Here is a 15,119-nt window from a genome sequence, read left to right as displayed (position 1 = left end):
CTAGGCCGACTTCTCCCGCCGCTCCCGCCGCGTCGGCTGGCGCGAGACGATGGTCGGGTTGACGTTCTCCCGCACCGTCTGCTCGGTGATCACGACCTTGGCCACGTCGGTCCGCGACGGGATGTCATACATCACCGACTGCAGGACCTCCTCCATGATCGCGCGCAGGCCGCGGGCGCCGGTGCCGCGGAGGATGGCCTGGTCGGCCACCGCCTCCATGGCGGTGTCGGTGAACTCCAGCTCGACGCCGTCCATCTCGAACAGCTTCTTGTACTGCTTCACCAGGGCGTTGCGCGGCTCGGTCAGGATGCGGACCAGGGAGGTCTTGTCCAGGTTCGTCACGCTGGCCAGCACGGGCAGGCGGCCGATGAACTCCGGGATGAGACCGAACTTGATCAGGTCCTCGGGCATGGTGTCGGCGAAGACCTCGGCGGCGTCGGTCTCCGCCTTCGTGCGGATCTCGGCGCCGAAGCCCAGGCCGCGCTTGCCGACCCGGTCGGAGATGATCCGCTCCAGGCCCGCGAAGGCGCCCGCCACGATGAACAGCACGTTCGTCGTGTCGATCTGGATGAACTCCTGGTGGGGGTGCTTGCGCCCGCCCTGCGGGGGCACGCTCGCGGTGGTGCCCTCCAGGATCTTCAGCAGCGCCTGCTGCACGCCCTCGCCGGAGACGTCCCTGGTGATCGACGGGTTCTCGCTCTTGCGGGCGATCTTGTCGACCTCGTCGATGTAGATGATGCCGGTCTCGGCCCGCTTGACGTCGTAGTCGGCGGCCTGGATCAGCTTGAGGAGGATGTTCTCCACGTCCTCGCCCACGTAGCCCGCCTCGGTCAACGCCGTGGCGTCGGCGATGGCGAAGGGCACGTTGAGCAGCTTGGCCAGCGTCTGGGCCAGGTAGGTCTTGCCACAGCCCGTGGGGCCGAGCATGAGGATGTTCGACTTCGCCAGCTCTACGGTCTCTTCGCCACGGCCTTCGCGACCCTCCGGGCGGGCACGCTCGCCAGCCTGGATGCGCTTGTAGTGGTTGTAGACCGCCACGGCCAGAGACCGCTTGGCGTCGTTCTGCCCGATGACGTACTGGTCGAGGAACTCGTGGATCTCCAGCGGCTTCGGCAGCTCGTCAAGTTTGACGTCGCCCGCCTCGGCCAGCTCTTCCTCGATGATCTCGTTGCAGAGATCGATGCATTCATCGCAGATGTAGACGCCGGGGCCGGCGATGAGCTTCTTCACCTGCTTCTGGCTCTTTCCACAGAAAGAGCACTTGAGCAGGTCTCCGCCATCACCGATTCGTGCCATGGTCGCTGACCTCTGTCCCCTCCGGTGCGCCTGGGGGAGCGCACCTGGCTGTCCGACCGACCGCGACCGTCCCGGCCTCGCCGGGTGCGGCACGACCCTGGCGTGCGCACCGGGCCGGTCGCGTCCGTTGCCCTCGACGGTACCTGTCTACCCCCGTGTTACGGGAGAACCTGTACCCCGACGCGGCCGAATTGCTCTGCACCGTCACGATAAGCCCAAAGCGGCCCGTGTGTCGGTCGCTTTCGTGCGGTTTCGGCCGCGTCGGACAGGTCGATCTCGATTACTTGCCCGAGAGCTTGCGGTACGGCAGCACCTCGTCGATGATGCCGTACTCCACCGCCTCGGCGGCGGTCAAGATCTTGTCGCGCTCGATGTCCGTGCGGATGCGCTCCTGGTCCTTGCCGGTGTGCCTGGCCAGGATGGCCTCCATCTGGCGGCGCACGCGCTGGATCTCCGCCGCCTGGATCTCCAGGTCGGAGACCTGCCCGTAGGTGCCCTCGGTGGCGGGCTGGTGGATCAGCACGCGGGCGTTGGGCAGGGCCATGCGCTTGCCCGGGGTACCGGCGGCCAGCAGCACCGCGGCGGCCGAGGCGGCCTGGCCGAGGCAGAACGTCTGGATGTCGGGACGGACGTACTGCATGGTGTCGTAGATGGCCATCAGCGAGGTGAACGAGCCACCCGGGGAGTTGATGTACATCGTGATGTCGCGGTCGGGGTCGGCGGACTCCAGGTAGATCAGCTGCGCCATCACGTCGTTGGCGGAGGCGTCGTCGATCTGGACGCCGACGAAGATGATCCGCTCCTCGAACAGCTTGTTGTAGGGGTTGGACTCCTTGACCCCGTAGCTGGTGCGCTCCACGAACGAGGGCAGCACGTAGCGGGACTGAAGGTTGCTCACGGCGAGGCTCCTGTTCGTGCGGTCAGTTAACCGTGCGGCCGACGCGGGACACCACGTGGTCGACGAAGCCGTATTCCTTGGCCTCCTCGGCGGTGAACCAGCGGTCGCGGTCGGCGTCCAGGGTGACCTTCTCCACGGTCTGCCCGGTCTGCTCAGCGGTGATGACCGCCATCTCGTACTTCCACTTCGCGTAGACCTCGGCGCGGATGGCGATGTCCGATGCCGTGCCGCCGATGCCCGCGGAGGGCTGGTGCATCATCACGCGGGTGTGCGGCAGCGCGTAGCGCTTGCCTGGCGTGCCCGACGCGAGCAGGAACTGCCCCATCGACGCCGCCAAGCCCAGACCCCAGGTCGCCACGTCGGGCTCGATGAGCTGCATGGTGTCGTACACGGCCATGCCCGCGGTGACCGAGCCGCCCGGGGAGTTGATGTAGAAGGTGATGTCCTTCTCCGGGTCCTCGGCGGCCAGCAGCAGCAGCTGCGCGGTGATGCGATTGGCGATGTCGTCGTCGACCTCGGAGCCGAGGAAGACGATGCGCTCGCGGAGCAGCCGCTCGTAGACGGAGTCGTTGAGGTTGAGCCCCGCGGTCGCCGACCGCATGTGGGGCGTGGGGTGCTGCGTCACGTCTGCCTGCCTTCTCCCAAGTCTGAAGCCACTACCAGTGATCTCCCAATCGACATTAACGAAGGCGGGCGGCGTCGACTGCCCGACACCGCCCACTTTCGCTCACAGCGTCACAGACGCTGCCACTCATTCAGCCGGGGCCTCATCCGCCTGCTTGCCGAACAGCTCCGAGAGGTCGACCTCGGCACCCGCCTCGGTGGTGACCTTGGCCTCCCGGACGACCGCGGCGAGCGCCTTGCCGCGGCGCACGTCGGCGAAGATCGCGCCGAGCTGGCCGGACTGCTGGGCCCGCTGCACGTACTCGTCGGGGCTGACGCCGAAGCGCTGGGCCTGGTAGATGATGCGCTCGGTCAGCTCGGCGTCGTTGACCTGGACCTGCTCGGTCTCGGCGATGGCGTCGAGGACGAGCTGGGTCTTGACCGACTTCTCCGCGTCCGTGCGCAGTTCGCTGTCGAAGTCCTCGCGGGTGCGGCCCTGCGACTCCAGGAACTCGGTCAGCTTGGCGTCGTCGTGCTCAAAAGAGTGGACGGCGTCGTGGTGTCGGTTGTCCACCTCGGTCTGCACGACCTTCTCCGGCAGCGGGACGTCGACGGCCTCCAGCAGCGCCTCGAGGACCTTGTCGCGGGCCTGGACGCCCTGCTGCATCTTCTTGACCCGGCCGAGGCGCTCGCGCAGGTCGGCGCGCAGCTCGTCGACCGAGTCGAACTCGCTGGCCAGCTGGGCGAACTCGTCGTCGGGCTCGGGCAGCTCGCGCACCTTGACCGACTGCACGGTCACGATGACCTCGGCGTCCTTGCCCGCGTACTCCCCGGCGACCAGGGCCGTGGAGAAGGTGGCCGACTCGCCCGCGGACACGCCGACCAGGGCCTCGTCGATGCCCTCGATGAGCTGGCCGGTGCCGACCTCGTAGCTCAGGCCGGAGGTCTTGGCGTCCTCGACCTCGACGCCGTCGACGGTGGCGGTCAGGTCGATGGAGACGAAGTCGCCGGTCTCCACCGGGCGCTCGGCGCCGGTCAGCGTGCCGAAGCGGGCGCGCAGCTCGTCGAGCTGCTCGGCCACCTCCTCGTCGGTGACCTCGACCTCGTCGACGGTCACGGCGAAGCCGTCATAGGCCGGGACGGTGATGTCGGGGCGCACGTCGACCTCGGCGGTGAAGGCGAGGTGGTCGCCGTCCTCCAACTTGGTCAGCTCGATGTCGGGCTGGCCGAGCGCCTTGATCTCGGCGGCGTTGACGGCCTCCATGTACTTCGCCGGGATGGCCTCGTTGACCACCTCGTCCAGGATCGGCGCGCGGCCGACCCGGGACTCGATGACCCGCGCGGGGGCCTTGCCTGGGCGGAAGCCGGGAATCCGGATCTGGCCCGCGAGCTTGCGGTAGGCGCGGTCGAAGTTCGCCTTGAGCTCGTCGAACGGCACCTCGACGTTGATGCGTACCCGCGTCGGGCTCAGCTGCTCGACGGTGCTCTTCAACGTGTTCTCCTTGCGACTGACTTTCCGAATGGGCCCCGCGACGCAGCTGGCCGCCGGGATCAGCGCCCGAGTCTAGGCGAGCTTGCCCAGGTCGGACGCGGGCGGGGTAGGCACGAGTGCCCTGTGCAGCGCGCCGAGCGCCGCGACGGTGCGCAGGGTGTGCTCGGCGTCGCCGGTGGCCTCGACCAACGCGATGGTCCGCGGCACGCCCGTCCGCGCCGTGGACCTGGCCAACTGCTCGGCGCAGTAGTCCAGGTCGCCGACGGGGTGCAGGTCGCAGAGCAGCCGCGCGTAGCGGTGCGGGTCGCGGGTCGGGCCGAGCGCGCCGTCGAGGGGGACGTGCGCGGCCAGGCCCGCGCGCAGCCAGCCCGGGGCGGTGGCCATGACCTGGGCGACGGCCTCGGCGCGGCTGTCGGCGACGTGGGCGAGCACCGCGCTGACGTGCTCGGCGTCGGCGGGCCCGCCCGCGGCGCGGTAGTGCTCGACCATGCCGCGCTTGTCGTCGTCGCCGACGTGCATGCCCAGCAGCAGGGGCAGCCCGCGGGCGGCGGCCAGGGCGACGGTCGCGCGGGAGGTGGCGGCGACGGCGACCGGCGGGTGCGGGTAGGTGGCGGGCGCGGGCACGACGGCGACCTCGCGGAACGGGAACCGCCTCGTGCCGCTGACCGTGGGGCCTACCAGCGCGCGCAGCAGCAGGTCGAGGGTGTCGGCGAGGCCGTGCTCGTAGCGCTCGCGGCCGGCGCCGAAGACCTCCAGGTCCACCCAGGGACCGCCGCGCCCGACGCCGAGGCGGAACCGGCCGTCGGCGAGGTTGTCGAGCAGCAGGGCGCGCTCGGCGAGGGCGACCGGGTGGGCGGTGCTGAGCACGCTCACGGCGGTGCCCACGGCGATGCGCCGGGTCCGGCCCAGGGCGAGGGCGGCGAAGGTCAGGGCGTCGGGGCACACGCCGTAGGGCATGAAGTGGTGCTCGGCTATCCACGCCTCGGGAAGGCCCGCGTGTTCGGCGGCGTCGAGGGCACGCAGCGCGCGGCCGAGGGCGCCGCGGTCGGTCTGGCCGGGGAAGCGGGGGGCGAGCAGGAAGACACCGATGGTCACCCTGGCCAGGTACCGGCGGCCAGGGGGCCGCGCAACCGGTGGAAGCGGGTTTCAACCATTCCGGTGGTAAGGGTTGATCATCGCTCAACACGGCGGGTAGGCAGGAACGAGACCATCCCCATGGAGGTGCGATGTCTCTCGATGTTCCCGCCGACCTGCTCGCCCGAGCCGAGCGCGGCCCGGTGGACGACGCCGACTTCGTCGACTGCGTCCGCGTGTCGCTGCCCTACGCCTGGGAGGTCGTCTCCCGGGTGGCCACGGACGTGCGGGACCGGGCGGACGGCTTCGCCGACCACGAGATCCCACCGCCCAGCGAGGCCGAGCGCGGCCAGCTGCTGCGCGCCCTCGCCTCCGACGCCATCCGCGGCGGCCTTGAGCGCCACTTCGGCGTGAAGCTGGCCTTCCAGAACTGCCACCGCGTCGCGGCGTTCCGCCCGGCCGCGGTGGACAGCGACCGGTACCGCGCGTTCATCAGCCCCCGCGGGCAGCTGCTCAACCAGTCGCCGGAACTGCGCGACTGCTGACCGGGTCGGGCCCTGCGCTCTGGCGGAGGGCCCGGCTCACCACGCCAAGACGTGCTCGACGCGCAGCCGCGCTTCCCGCGGCACCGGCAGCGCGGCGAACTCCTCGGGCTCCACCCACTCGGCGCGGGCCCGCAGCTCCCCGGTGAGCGGCCGGGCGCGGAAGCACACCCCGAACTCCCGCCCGCTGTGCACGCCGACCAGGTCGCCGACCTCCACCAGCACCCCGGTGGACCAGGCCACCACCCGCGCGACCCCGGCCTCGGCGGTCTCCCCGGCGAACAGCGGACCGGCGGGCAGCTCCAGCGCCCGCCCCTGTCGCACCATCAGCACCAACCCCGCGTCGTCAACCACGACCGCGCTCAGCTCAACCACGGCCCGGTTGACAGCGGACTCGACCACAGCGTTGTACGGCATGCGTCCTGCCTACCGAAACCCACCGCCGGACACCAAGGCGTTCACCGTGAACTCCAGAACTCCCAAGGGGTTTCACCCGACTGGCTGTGGCGAGCGACACCCCCGTCCACACGAACGGCCGGGTCCACCGTGAAGGCGGACCCGGCCGGGTCGTTGAGCGGGCGACGGGAATCGAACCCGCGTAGCTAGTTTGGAAGACTAGGGCTCTACCATTGAGCTACGCCCGCGCGCGGCCCCTGGGGACCGGCACGGGAAACAGCTTAGCGGGTCGCGCTAGGCTGATCGGGCAGACCCCGGGCTGTGGCGCAGCTTGGTAGCGCATCCGCTTTGGGAGCGGAGGGTCGCAGGTTCAAATCCTGTCAGCCCGACAATGGGCCTCTCACCACTGGTGAGAGGCCCTTTTCATGTGATTCGACGGGATCAGCGGAGCCCACATCGTGCTCGGTGACACCCCGCTTGGAGGTGGGGGTTTCACCGCAGTGGAAGCCCCACACGCTCACGTCTCCACTCCCAGCGAATAGGTGCAGGCGCCTTGGCCCTGGTAGCCCAGGCAGAGGGCGCGGTCAGGACGCGGCGGGTTCAATCGGGTCGCGGAAACTGGGTGGCGGGGTTGGGGTGGGTGGGCGTACACCTGCGGGGTGGGCGAATACACGTTTCGAGGGCTGGGCGTTGAGGATCGTGGCGCGCTGGCTGAGCTGTTCCATGGGGCGTTTCTGAGTGCCGACAACCTCGCGGACCGGACCGCTCGTATGGCGATCCAGTTGGAGGGGTCGCGGCAGGTGGGGGTGTTCGACGGCGAACGGCTGGTGGGGAGCGGGTCGGTGATCGAGCGGCGGTTGACGCTGCCGGAGCGGACGGTGGTGCCGTTGGCGGCGGTCACCTTCGTGGCGGTCGCGGGTGACCACCGGCGGCGGGGGCTGCTGACCCGGATCATGCGCGCGCAGTTCCAGGAGATCCACGACGCGGGCGGGCCTGCCGTCGCGGCGCTGTGGGCTTCCGAGGCGGCGATCTACCAGCGCTTCGGGTACGGGCCCGCGACCTTCCACATCACCTACTCGATCTCGGCCAAGGCGCCCTTCCGCGCCGGGGTGGACCTCGGCGGCGAGCGGGTGCGGGAGCTGTCGGCCGACGAGGCGCTGCCGCTGGCCAAGGCGCTGTACGAGACCTACGCCGCCGACCGGGCGGGCGCGCTGGGCCGGGTCGACCGGGACTGGCGGGACTTCGCCTTCGACCCCGAGAGCCTGCGCAACGGCAGGTCGGGGCAGCGGTGGGCGGTGCACCCGCAGGGCTACGCGGCGTACCGGGTCAGGCCGCACTACGGCGAGCGCGGCTTCGCGGGCGAGGTGCAGATCCAGGAACTGGTCGCGACCACCCCGCAGGCCCACGCCGCGCTGCTGCGGTACCTGCTCGACACCGACCTCGCCGGGGAGGTCGAGTACTGGGCCGCCGTCGACGACCCGCTGCCGCTGATGCTCGACAACTCCCGGGCCGCCCTCGCCAAGACCGGTGACGGGCTCTACATCCGCCTGGTGGACGTGGACCGCGCCCTCGCCCAGCGGCGCTACAGCCGCCCCGTCGACGTGGTGGTTGAGGTCGCCGACGAGCACTGCCCGTGGAACGCGGGCCGGGTCCGCCTCACCGTGGACGAGAAGGGCGTGCCGACGGTCACCCGCACGAGTGACCCCGCCGACCTGGCCACGGGGAGCACCGAGCTGGGCGCGGCCTACCTCGGCGGCACCCGGCTGACCCGCCTGGCCGACGCGGGCCGCGTCACCGAGCGCACCACCGGCGCGGTGGCCGCGCTGTCGGCGGCGCTGCTGTCCGACCGCGAGCCCCGCACGCTGGAGGTCTTCTGACCTCGGGAACCCTGCGGGTGGCCGCCCCGTTGTCATGGTGACGCGAGGAGGTCGCAGTGGAGATCGTGCTGATCGTGCTGGTCCTGGCGGTCGTCGTGATCGGCTTGGCCGCCGCGCGCAACCAGGCGGGCAAACGCCGGTCCCAGATCGACGACGCGAAGGCCGAGGCCCGCCGCTGGGTGGAGCGCCTCGGCGGGCAGGTCATGAACCTGAGCGGCACCACCCAGGCCACCCAGCAGGCGCTGGCCGACGCCGCGGAGCGCTACACGGCGGCCGGGTCGCAAATGGACCAGGCGATGACCGTCGAGCAGTGCCGCCTGGTCACCAAGACCGCCTTGGAGGGCCTGTACTACGTGCGCGCGGCCCGCCTCGCCATGGGACTGGACCCGGGGCCCGACCTCCCGGTCGACCCGGACGCGGCCCGCGCGGGCGCGGTCAGCGAACACCGCCGCGTCGCGGTGGAGGGCCACAACTACAGCGCCTCCCCCGAGGCGGGCCAGGGCACGCCGTACTACTACCCCGGCGGCCGCGTCGCCGGGCGCTCGGTCCCCCGCGGCTGGTACAGCGAGCCGTGGTGGCGGCCCGCCCTGGTCGCGGGCGCGTGGGGCGTCGGCTCGATGCTGCTGTTCAGCACGATGTTCGCGGGCATGGCGGGCGTCGCCTCCGCCGACGCCTGGGCCTCCGGCTACGACGCGGGCCAGGCCGACGCGGGCGCCGAGGGCGCGGACACCGGCGGCGACGCGGGCGGCGGGGACCACGGCGGCGGCGACTACGGGGGAGGCGACCTGGGCGGCGGGGACCACGGCGGGGGCGACTTCGGCGGCGGCATGGACTTCTTCTGACCCACCGGCCGCGTCGACCAGGCCGGTCAGGTGCCGCCGCTCCCGCTCGTGGGCGAACAGGCGAACAGCCGCACCGTCACCCCGGGCCTGCCGTGCTCCAAGGCGCTGGTGATCCGCGCGACCCACCGGGGGAACTGGCGCAGCATCGGCTGCATACCCTGACACCCGCGCGCTTGGGCCGCCAATCCCCCTTCAAGGAAACCCAATGGGCCTGCCCCGCAGGCCAACCGCGGCTGGTCGAGGAGTCGGCCGCGGTTCAGCGTTCGGGTTGGCAGGTTGGGCACCAGTAGAGGTTGCGGGTGGCGAGAGTTGCCATGGCGACGGGGGTTGAGCAGATCAGGCAGGGCTGGCCGGCGCGGCGGTAGACGTAGACCTCGCCGCCGTGGCGGTCGGCGCGGGGGGCGCGGCCCATGGCGGCGGGGAGGTGTTCGTCGCGGACGGTGTCGATGCGGCCGCGGCGGACGCCCAGTCGCATGAGGGTGACCAGGTCCGTCCAGATGTCGGCCCACACCGCGTGGTCGACGTCGCGGCCGGGGGTCAGCGGGTGGATGCCGTGGCGGAACAGGACTTCGGCGCGGTACACGTTGCCGACGCCCGCGATGACGGCCTGATCCATCAGCAGCACGCCCACCGGGGCGCGGGAGCGGCTGATGCGGGACCAGACCCGGTCGGGGTCGGCGCCGCGGCGCAGGGGGTCCGGGCCGAGGCGGGCGCGCAGGGACTTCACCTCGACCTCGGTCAGGACCTCGCAGACGTTCGGGCCCCGCAGGTCCGTGTAGTGCGTGGCGCCGACCACGCGCATCCTGACCTGGCCGACGGGCTCCGGCACGGGCAGCGCCGACTCGGTGAACACGCCCCACAGTCCCAAGTGGACATGCACGATCGCGTCCGGGCCGTAGACGTGGAACAGGTGCTTGCCGTGGGCCTCCGCGCGCCGCAGCACGCGTCCGTCCACAATGGACGCGGCGAAGCGGCCCTGGGGGCTCGACACCGCGACCGGCGCACCCGCGAACCGGCGCTGGTGGGCGCGGGCGAGGGCGTGCAGGGTGTGGCCTTCGGGCATCAGCCCAGGGCCGGGGGCTCGCCGGTGCGCTCGTAGTCGGAGATCAGGGCGATCCGCCGGGCGTGGCGCTCGTTGCCGGAGAACGACGTGGCCAGGAACGCCTCGACGATGGCCGCGGCCTCCTCGGGCGTGTGCATCCGCGCGCCGAGGCCCATGACCTGGGCGTCGTTGTGCTCGCGGGCCAGCCGCGCGGTCTCCGGGCTCCAGGCCAGCGCCGCGCGGCAGCCGGGCACCTTGTTCGCGGCGATCTGCTCGCCGTTGCCCGAGCCGCCGATGACGACGCCGAGGCTGCCGTCGTCGGCGACGACGCGGCGGGCGGCCTCGATGCAGAACGGCGGGTAGTCGTCCTGCGCGTCGTACTCGGCGGGGCCGACGTCGATGACGTCGTGCCCCGCGGCGGCGAGGTGCTTGGCGAGGTGGGCCTTCAGCTCGAACCCCGCGTGGTCGGAACCCAGATAGACGCGCACGCCGCGCAGTGTGCCACCGAATCTCCGCGAGCGCGGTACCGAGGTCCGGATAAGACTGTGCGCGTGACGCGGAACGCATACGACCAGTCCGGCTTCGACGTCCGCCTGGAGTGGGGGCCCGAGGGCCTGGCCACGCTCGCCACCTGCCCGACCGTGGTGATCGTGGACGTGCTGTCGTTCTCCACGTCGGTGGACATCGCCCTGTCGCGGGGCGCCCGCGTGCTGCCGGTGCGCTGGCGCGACGACCGCGCGGAGTCAGCGGCCCGTCAGGCGGGCGCGGTCCTGGCGGGCGACGGGCAGTGGACGCTGCGGCCCGCGTCGCTGACCGCCATCCCGGCGGGCACCTTCCTCGCCCTGCCCTCCCCCAACGGCGCGACGCTGAGCGCGGCGGCGACGGGCACGGTGCTCGCGGGCTGCCTGCGCAACGCCGAGGCCGTCGCGGCGGCGGCCAAGGCGGCGGGCGGGCCGGTGGCGGTCATCCCCGCGGGCGAGCGGTGGCCGCACGACGCGCTGCGCCCGGCCGTGGAGGACCTGCTCGGCGCGGGCGCCATCGTCCACGCCCTCGGCGGCGCGCGGTCCCCGGAGGCCAGGGCCGCCGAGGCCGCGTTCCTGGCCTACAGCGACGACCTGTCCGCCATCCTGGGCGCGTGCGCCTCGGGCCGGGAACTGGCCGCGGGCGGTCACGCCGCCGATGTGGCCCTGGCCGCCGCCTACGGCGCCAGCGCCACCGTCCCCCGCCTGACCGACGGCGTGTACGTCTAGGCCGTGTTTCAGGTGTGGGACACGACCTAGCGGGACACTGGGGCCATGCGCTGGATCGAGGTCGCTCCCGGAGTGCACGCCCGCCGCTACGCGGAGCTGGACCAGACCCTGGGGCTGGTCGTCGGCACGCGGCGCTGCCTGGTCGTCGACACCGGCATGGACGAGGCCCACGGCGCCGAACTCGCCGCCGCCGTCCGCTCGCTGACCGGTCTGCCGTGGACGGTGGTGATCACCCACGCGCACTTCGACCACTTCCTCGGCACCGCGGCCTTCCCCGGCGCCGACGTCCACGCCCACCCGCGCTGCCGCGCCGCCATCGCCACCGGCGAGCACGCCGCCGAGTGGGCCCAGCGCTACCGGGACGAGGGCAGGCCGGAGATCGCCGCCCGCGTCGCGGGCGCCCGGCCCGTCCTGCCGACCCACGACGTCACCGACCGCGTCCACCTCGACCTCGGCGGGCGCACCGTCACGCTGCTGCACCCCGGACGGGCGCACACCGACCACGACATCGCCGTGCACGTGCCGGACGCGGGCGTGGTGTTCGCCGGTGACCTGGTGGAGCAGGGAGCGCCACCGTCGGTGGGACCCGACGCGCACCCGGACCGCTGGCCGGGCGCCCTCGACGTCCTGCTGGCCTTGCGCCCGGAGACGGTCGTCCCCGGCCATGGCGAACCGGTCGACGCCCGATTCGTCGCCGCGCAGCGCGACGAGCTCGGCCGGGGTTGACAATAGGCAGGCAAATGCCTGCATAATTGGCCGTGACCGCAGAGACGGACAAGGTCTTCAAGGCACTGGCCGACCAGACCCGGCGGCACCTGCTCGACCGGCTGCGCGAGCGCAACGGGCAGACGCTGGGCGAGCTGTGCGCGCACCTGGACATGGCGCGCCAGTCGGTGAGCCAGCACGTGGCCGTCCTGGAGGCCGCCAACCTGATCAGCGCGGTCCGCCGGGGACGGGAGAAGCTGCACTACCTCAACCCCGTTCCCCTGCACGCGATCCAGGAACGGTGGATCGACAAGTTCGAGCGCCCCCGCCTGCGGGCGCTGGGCGCGCTGAAGCGACGAGCAGAGGAACCCGACATGGACCACCCGCCGACCTACGTGTACGTGACCTACATCCAGAGCACGCCGGAGAAGGTCTGGCACGCGCTGACCGACGCCGACGTCACCGCCGAGTACTGGGGCCACAGCAACATCTCGGACTGGCAGGTCGGCTCCACTTGGGAGCACCGGCGCACCGACGGCTCCGGCATCGCCGACGTGGTCGGCACGGTCGTGGAAGCCGTGCCGCCCACGCGGCTGGTGGTCACCTTCGGCGAGCCGTCGCAGGTCACCTTCGAGATCGAGCCGCACGGCGAGATCGTCCGGCTCACCGTCACCCACGAGAACCTGGCCACCCAGGACGACCACGACGCGATCTCCGAGGGCTGGCCCGCGGTGATGGCCAACCTCAAGTCCCTTCTGGAGACCGGCCACGTCCTCCCGCAGGCGCCCTGGGAGATGCGCGCCGAGCGTCGCGCCGCCCAGATGGCGGAGAACGACCCGCGGTGAGGCGTCAGCGCTGGATGGACTTGACCTCGGTGAACTCCTCGACGCCGTAGCGGCCCAGCTCGCGGCCGTTGCCGGACTGCTTGTAGCCGCCGAAGGGGGCCAGCGGGTTGAACGCGCCGCCGTTGATGTCCACCTGGCCGGTGCGCATCCGCCGGGCGATGGCGAGGGCGCGGTCGGTGTCGGCGGAGAACACCGAGCCGGACAGGCCGTACACCGAGTCGTTGGCGATCGCCACGGCCTCGTCGTCGTCGGAGTACGGGAGGATCGCCAGCACCGGCCCGAAGATCTCCTCCTGGGCGATGCGCATGTCCGAGCGCACGCCCGCGAAGATCGTCGGCGGCACGTAGGCGCCGACCGGGGGCAGCGCGGACACGTCGCCGCCGTGGGCGAGGACGGCGCCCTCCTCCTGGCCGACGCGGATGTAGTCCAGGACCCGGTCCCGCTGCGCGAGCGAGGCCATCGGGCCGATGCGCGTCTTCGGGTCGGTCGGGTCGCCGACGGTGTACTTCGCCGCCGCGGCCGAGGCCAGGGCGACGGCCTCGTCGTGGCGGGCGGCGGGGACCAGCATCCTGGTCCAGGCCGTGCAGGTCTGGCCGCCGTTGATGAAGGTGTTCGCCAGGCCGATCTTCACCGCGAGGCCCAGGTCGGCGTCGTCCAGCACGATGTTCGCGGACTTGCCGCCCAGCTCCAGCGCGACCCGCTTGATGGTCGCCGCCGCCACCGCCGACACGCGCCTGCCCGCCGCGGTCGAGCCGGTGAAGGAGACCATGTCGACGCCGGGGTGCGCGGCGATCGCCTCGCCGACGACCGGGCCGACGCCGTGGACCAGGTTCACCACGCCGTCGGGGATGCCCGCCGCCGCCAAGACCTCCATGAGCAGGCACGCGTTGAGCGGGGCGACCTCGCTGGGCTTGAGCACGACGGTGTTGCCCGCGAGCAGCGCGGGCGCGAGCTTGGCGACGATCTGGTGCAGCGGGTAGTTCCACGGGGTGATCGCCCCGACCACGCCCACCGGCTCGCGGACGACCAGCGAGTTGCCGATCTCCTCGGTGAAGGAGTAGCCGGACTCGACCAGCGACGCCACGCCCGCGGAGGTCACCGCGGGCAGGGTCGCCTGGACCTTGGTGGAGAACGTGATCGGCGAGCCCATCTCCGCGGTGATCGTCGCGGCCAGCTCGTCACGGCGGGCGGCGAGCCGCTCGGACACCCGGCGGACGGCGGCGGCGCGCTCGGCGAGGTCCGTCGACGACCACGCGGGCAGCGCGGCCGACGCCGCCGAGACCGCCGCGTCGACGTCGGCCGCCGTGCCCGACGGGACGCTGGCGATGACCGCCTCCGTCGCCGGGTTGACCACCTCGATCCGGTCGCTCCCGGAGTCCAGGAACGCCCCGCCGATGACGTGGCCGGTACGGGCGGTGACGGGAGCAGCCATGGGTCCTCCAACCGGATGTGACACCTACACGCGAGTACGGGCTCAGGGTGTCACATCCGGTTGGCGGCGCGCACGGCGCGCAAGGTCACATCAGGAGAAGTCCAGCCCATCGGCGCGGGTGCGCTTCAGCTCGAAGAAGTGCGGGTTGCCCGCGAGCAGCCGGGCGCCGTCGAAGACCTTCACCGCCTCCTCCCCGCGCGGGATCGCGTTGAGCACCGGGCCGAAGAACGCCACCCCGTCGACGTGGATGGTCGGGGTGCCCACGTCCATGCCCACCGGGTCCATGCCCTCGTGGTGGGACTTGCGCAGCGCGTCGTCGTACTCGGTGGACGTCGCCGCCTCGGCCAGCGACGCGGGCAGCCCCAGCTCGGCCAGCGCCTCGACGACCACCGCCTGGTAGTCGTTGTCGCCGCCGTTGTGGATGCGGGTGCCCAGCGCGGTGTAGAGCTCGCGCAGGACCTCGTCGCCGTGCGCCTGCGCCGCGGCGATGGCCACGCGCACCGGGCCCCACGCCTTCTCCATCAGGTCGCGGTACTGCTCCGGCAGTTCGCGGCCCTCGTTGAGCACCGCCAGGCTCATCACCCGGAACCGCAGGTCGAGGTCGCGGTGCCGCTCGACCTCCAGAATCCAGCGCGAGGAGATCCAGGCGAAGGGGCACACGGGGTCGAAGTAGAAGTCGACACGGGCCTTCTCGGCAGCGGCGGTCATGTGTGGCTCTCCATGCTCGGGGTCCATTCGGCGGCAGTGCGTCCGCCCAAGCCGTGCAACATGGCGGCGCACGCAATCCTTCCCGCGCCCACCTCACCCCGCTCGGTACCCGAAGCG

General features: G+C 72.0%; 17 protein-coding genes and 2 tRNA genes. 7 read left to right on the top strand and 12 right to left on the bottom strand.

The genetic code is table 11. The annotated features are described in order from the left end of the window. From clpX to ACTG9Q_RS20080, 5 genes are all read right to left on the bottom strand, one after another. Positions 1 to 1,296, bottom strand: coding sequence for an ATP-dependent Clp protease ATP-binding subunit ClpX (clpX, locus tag ACTG9Q_RS20100; protein ID WP_455574356.1), 1,296 nt, complete (start codon positions 1,294 to 1,296; stop codon positions 1 to 3). Between the two features lie 280 nt (positions 1,297 to 1,576). Beyond that, entirely contained in the window at positions 1,577 to 2,194 is a 618-nt protein-coding gene (locus ACTG9Q_RS20095; protein WP_455574355.1) for an ATP-dependent Clp protease proteolytic subunit, read from the bottom strand. Between the two features lie 22 nt (positions 2,195 to 2,216). Continuing rightward, complete coding sequence (locus ACTG9Q_RS20090; protein WP_455574427.1) at positions 2,217 to 2,795, bottom strand: ATP-dependent Clp protease proteolytic subunit; 579 nt, start codon at positions 2,793 to 2,795, stop codon at positions 2,217 to 2,219. A 150-nt stretch (positions 2,796 to 2,945) separates the two neighbouring features. After that, positions 2,946 to 4,289, bottom strand: coding sequence for a trigger factor (tig, locus tag ACTG9Q_RS20085; RefSeq protein WP_455574354.1), 1,344 nt, complete (start codon positions 4,287 to 4,289; stop codon positions 2,946 to 2,948). 72 nt (positions 4,290 to 4,361) lie between these two features. Then, the gene (locus ACTG9Q_RS20080) at positions 4,362 to 5,384 is read right to left on the bottom strand and encodes an LLM class flavin-dependent oxidoreductase (RefSeq protein WP_455574353.1); all 1,023 of its coding nucleotides are present in this window, start codon (positions 5,382 to 5,384) and stop codon (positions 4,362 to 4,364) included. 131 nt (positions 5,385 to 5,515) lie between these two features. Here ACTG9Q_RS20080 and ACTG9Q_RS20075 point away from each other — a divergent pair, with 131 nt between their 5' ends. Beyond that, positions 5,516 to 5,908 carry an SCO5389 family protein gene (locus tag ACTG9Q_RS20075; protein ID WP_455574352.1) on the top strand — a complete coding sequence of 131 codons (393 nt, stop codon included), beginning with the start codon at positions 5,516 to 5,518 and terminating at the stop codon, positions 5,906 to 5,908. Between the two features lie 36 nt (positions 5,909 to 5,944). Here ACTG9Q_RS20075 and ACTG9Q_RS20070 read toward each other — a convergent pair whose 3' ends face one another. Both ACTG9Q_RS20070 and ACTG9Q_RS20065 read right to left on the bottom strand, forming a co-directional pair. Next, positions 5,945 to 6,322, bottom strand: a complete 378-nt coding sequence (locus tag ACTG9Q_RS20070; RefSeq protein ID WP_455574351.1) for an NUDIX hydrolase — start codon at positions 6,320 to 6,322, stop codon at positions 5,945 to 5,947. 156 nt (positions 6,323 to 6,478) lie between these two features. Continuing rightward, positions 6,479 to 6,549 (bottom strand) — tRNA-Gly (locus ACTG9Q_RS20065). 67 nt (positions 6,550 to 6,616) lie between these two features. Here ACTG9Q_RS20065 and ACTG9Q_RS20060 point away from each other — a divergent pair. The 3 genes from ACTG9Q_RS20060 to ACTG9Q_RS20050 all read left to right on the top strand — a co-directional run bounded on the left by ACTG9Q_RS20060 (position 6,617) and on the right by ACTG9Q_RS20050 (position 9,020). Further along, positions 6,617 to 6,690 (top strand) — tRNA-Pro (locus ACTG9Q_RS20060). A gap of 270 nt (positions 6,691 to 6,960) precedes the next feature. Next, the gene (locus ACTG9Q_RS20055; RefSeq protein WP_455574350.1) at positions 6,961 to 8,178 is read left to right on the top strand and encodes a GNAT family N-acetyltransferase; all 1,218 of its coding nucleotides are present in this window, start codon (positions 6,961 to 6,963) and stop codon (positions 8,176 to 8,178) included. A 56-nt stretch (positions 8,179 to 8,234) separates the two neighbouring features. Continuing rightward, on the top strand, positions 8,235 to 9,020 hold the full coding sequence (locus tag ACTG9Q_RS20050) for a hypothetical protein (RefSeq protein ID WP_455574349.1): 786 nt from the start codon (positions 8,235 to 8,237) through the stop codon (positions 9,018 to 9,020). Between the two features lie 26 nt (positions 9,021 to 9,046). On the opposite strand, the gene ACTG9Q_RS20045 is transcribed toward ACTG9Q_RS20050, so the two are convergent. The 3 genes from ACTG9Q_RS20045 to ACTG9Q_RS20035 form a co-directional block, all read right to left on the bottom strand. Beyond that, complete coding sequence (locus tag ACTG9Q_RS20045) at positions 9,047 to 9,175, bottom strand: hypothetical protein (protein ID WP_455574348.1); 129 nt, start codon at positions 9,173 to 9,175, stop codon at positions 9,047 to 9,049. Positions 9,176 to 9,276: 101 nt separating this feature from the next. After that, on the bottom strand, positions 9,277 to 10,083 hold the full coding sequence (locus ACTG9Q_RS20040) for an Fpg/Nei family DNA glycosylase (RefSeq protein WP_455574347.1): 807 nt from the start codon (positions 10,081 to 10,083) through the stop codon (positions 9,277 to 9,279). Then, positions 10,083 to 10,550: a ribose-5-phosphate isomerase gene (locus tag ACTG9Q_RS20035; RefSeq protein WP_455574346.1), complete on the bottom strand. Its 468-nt coding sequence runs from the start codon at positions 10,548 to 10,550 to the stop codon at positions 10,083 to 10,085. The genes ACTG9Q_RS20040 and ACTG9Q_RS20035 overlap by 1 nt, the downstream gene beginning before the upstream one ends. Positions 10,551 to 10,613: 63 nt before the next feature. Here ACTG9Q_RS20035 and ACTG9Q_RS20030 point away from each other — a divergent pair, with 63 nt between their 5' ends. From ACTG9Q_RS20030 to ACTG9Q_RS20020, 3 genes are read left to right on the top strand one after another with little or no spacing between them, the layout of a single operon-like run. Beyond that, complete coding sequence (locus ACTG9Q_RS20030; protein WP_455574345.1) at positions 10,614 to 11,312, top strand: 2-phosphosulfolactate phosphatase; 699 nt, start codon at positions 10,614 to 10,616, stop codon at positions 11,310 to 11,312. A gap of 45 nt (positions 11,313 to 11,357) precedes the next feature. Continuing rightward, positions 11,358 to 12,038 carry an MBL fold metallo-hydrolase gene (locus ACTG9Q_RS20025; protein ID WP_455574344.1) on the top strand — a complete coding sequence of 227 codons (681 nt, stop codon included), beginning with the start codon at positions 11,358 to 11,360 and terminating at the stop codon, positions 12,036 to 12,038. A gap of 32 nt (positions 12,039 to 12,070) precedes the next feature. Beyond that, entirely contained in the window at positions 12,071 to 12,862 is a 792-nt protein-coding gene (locus ACTG9Q_RS20020; RefSeq protein WP_455574343.1) for an ArsR/SmtB family transcription factor, read from the top strand. A gap of 4 nt (positions 12,863 to 12,866) precedes the next feature. On the opposite strand, the gene ACTG9Q_RS20015 is transcribed toward ACTG9Q_RS20020, so the two are convergent. Together ACTG9Q_RS20015 and ACTG9Q_RS20010 are read right to left on the bottom strand one after the other, a co-directional pair. After that, on the bottom strand, positions 12,867 to 14,294 hold the full coding sequence (locus tag ACTG9Q_RS20015; RefSeq protein WP_455574342.1) for an aldehyde dehydrogenase family protein: 1,428 nt from the start codon (positions 14,292 to 14,294) through the stop codon (positions 12,867 to 12,869). Between the two features lie 90 nt (positions 14,295 to 14,384). After that, positions 14,385 to 15,002 (bottom strand): mycothiol-dependent nitroreductase Rv2466c family protein, encoded by a 618-nt coding sequence (locus ACTG9Q_RS20010; protein WP_455574341.1) that lies wholly within the window; start codon positions 15,000 to 15,002, stop codon positions 14,385 to 14,387. Positions 15,003 to 15,119 lie beyond the last annotated feature (117 nt).

The sequence above is a fragment of the Actinokineospora lacus genome (assembly GCF_053813445.1).
This window is presented reverse-complemented; position numbering and strand designations above follow the sequence as displayed.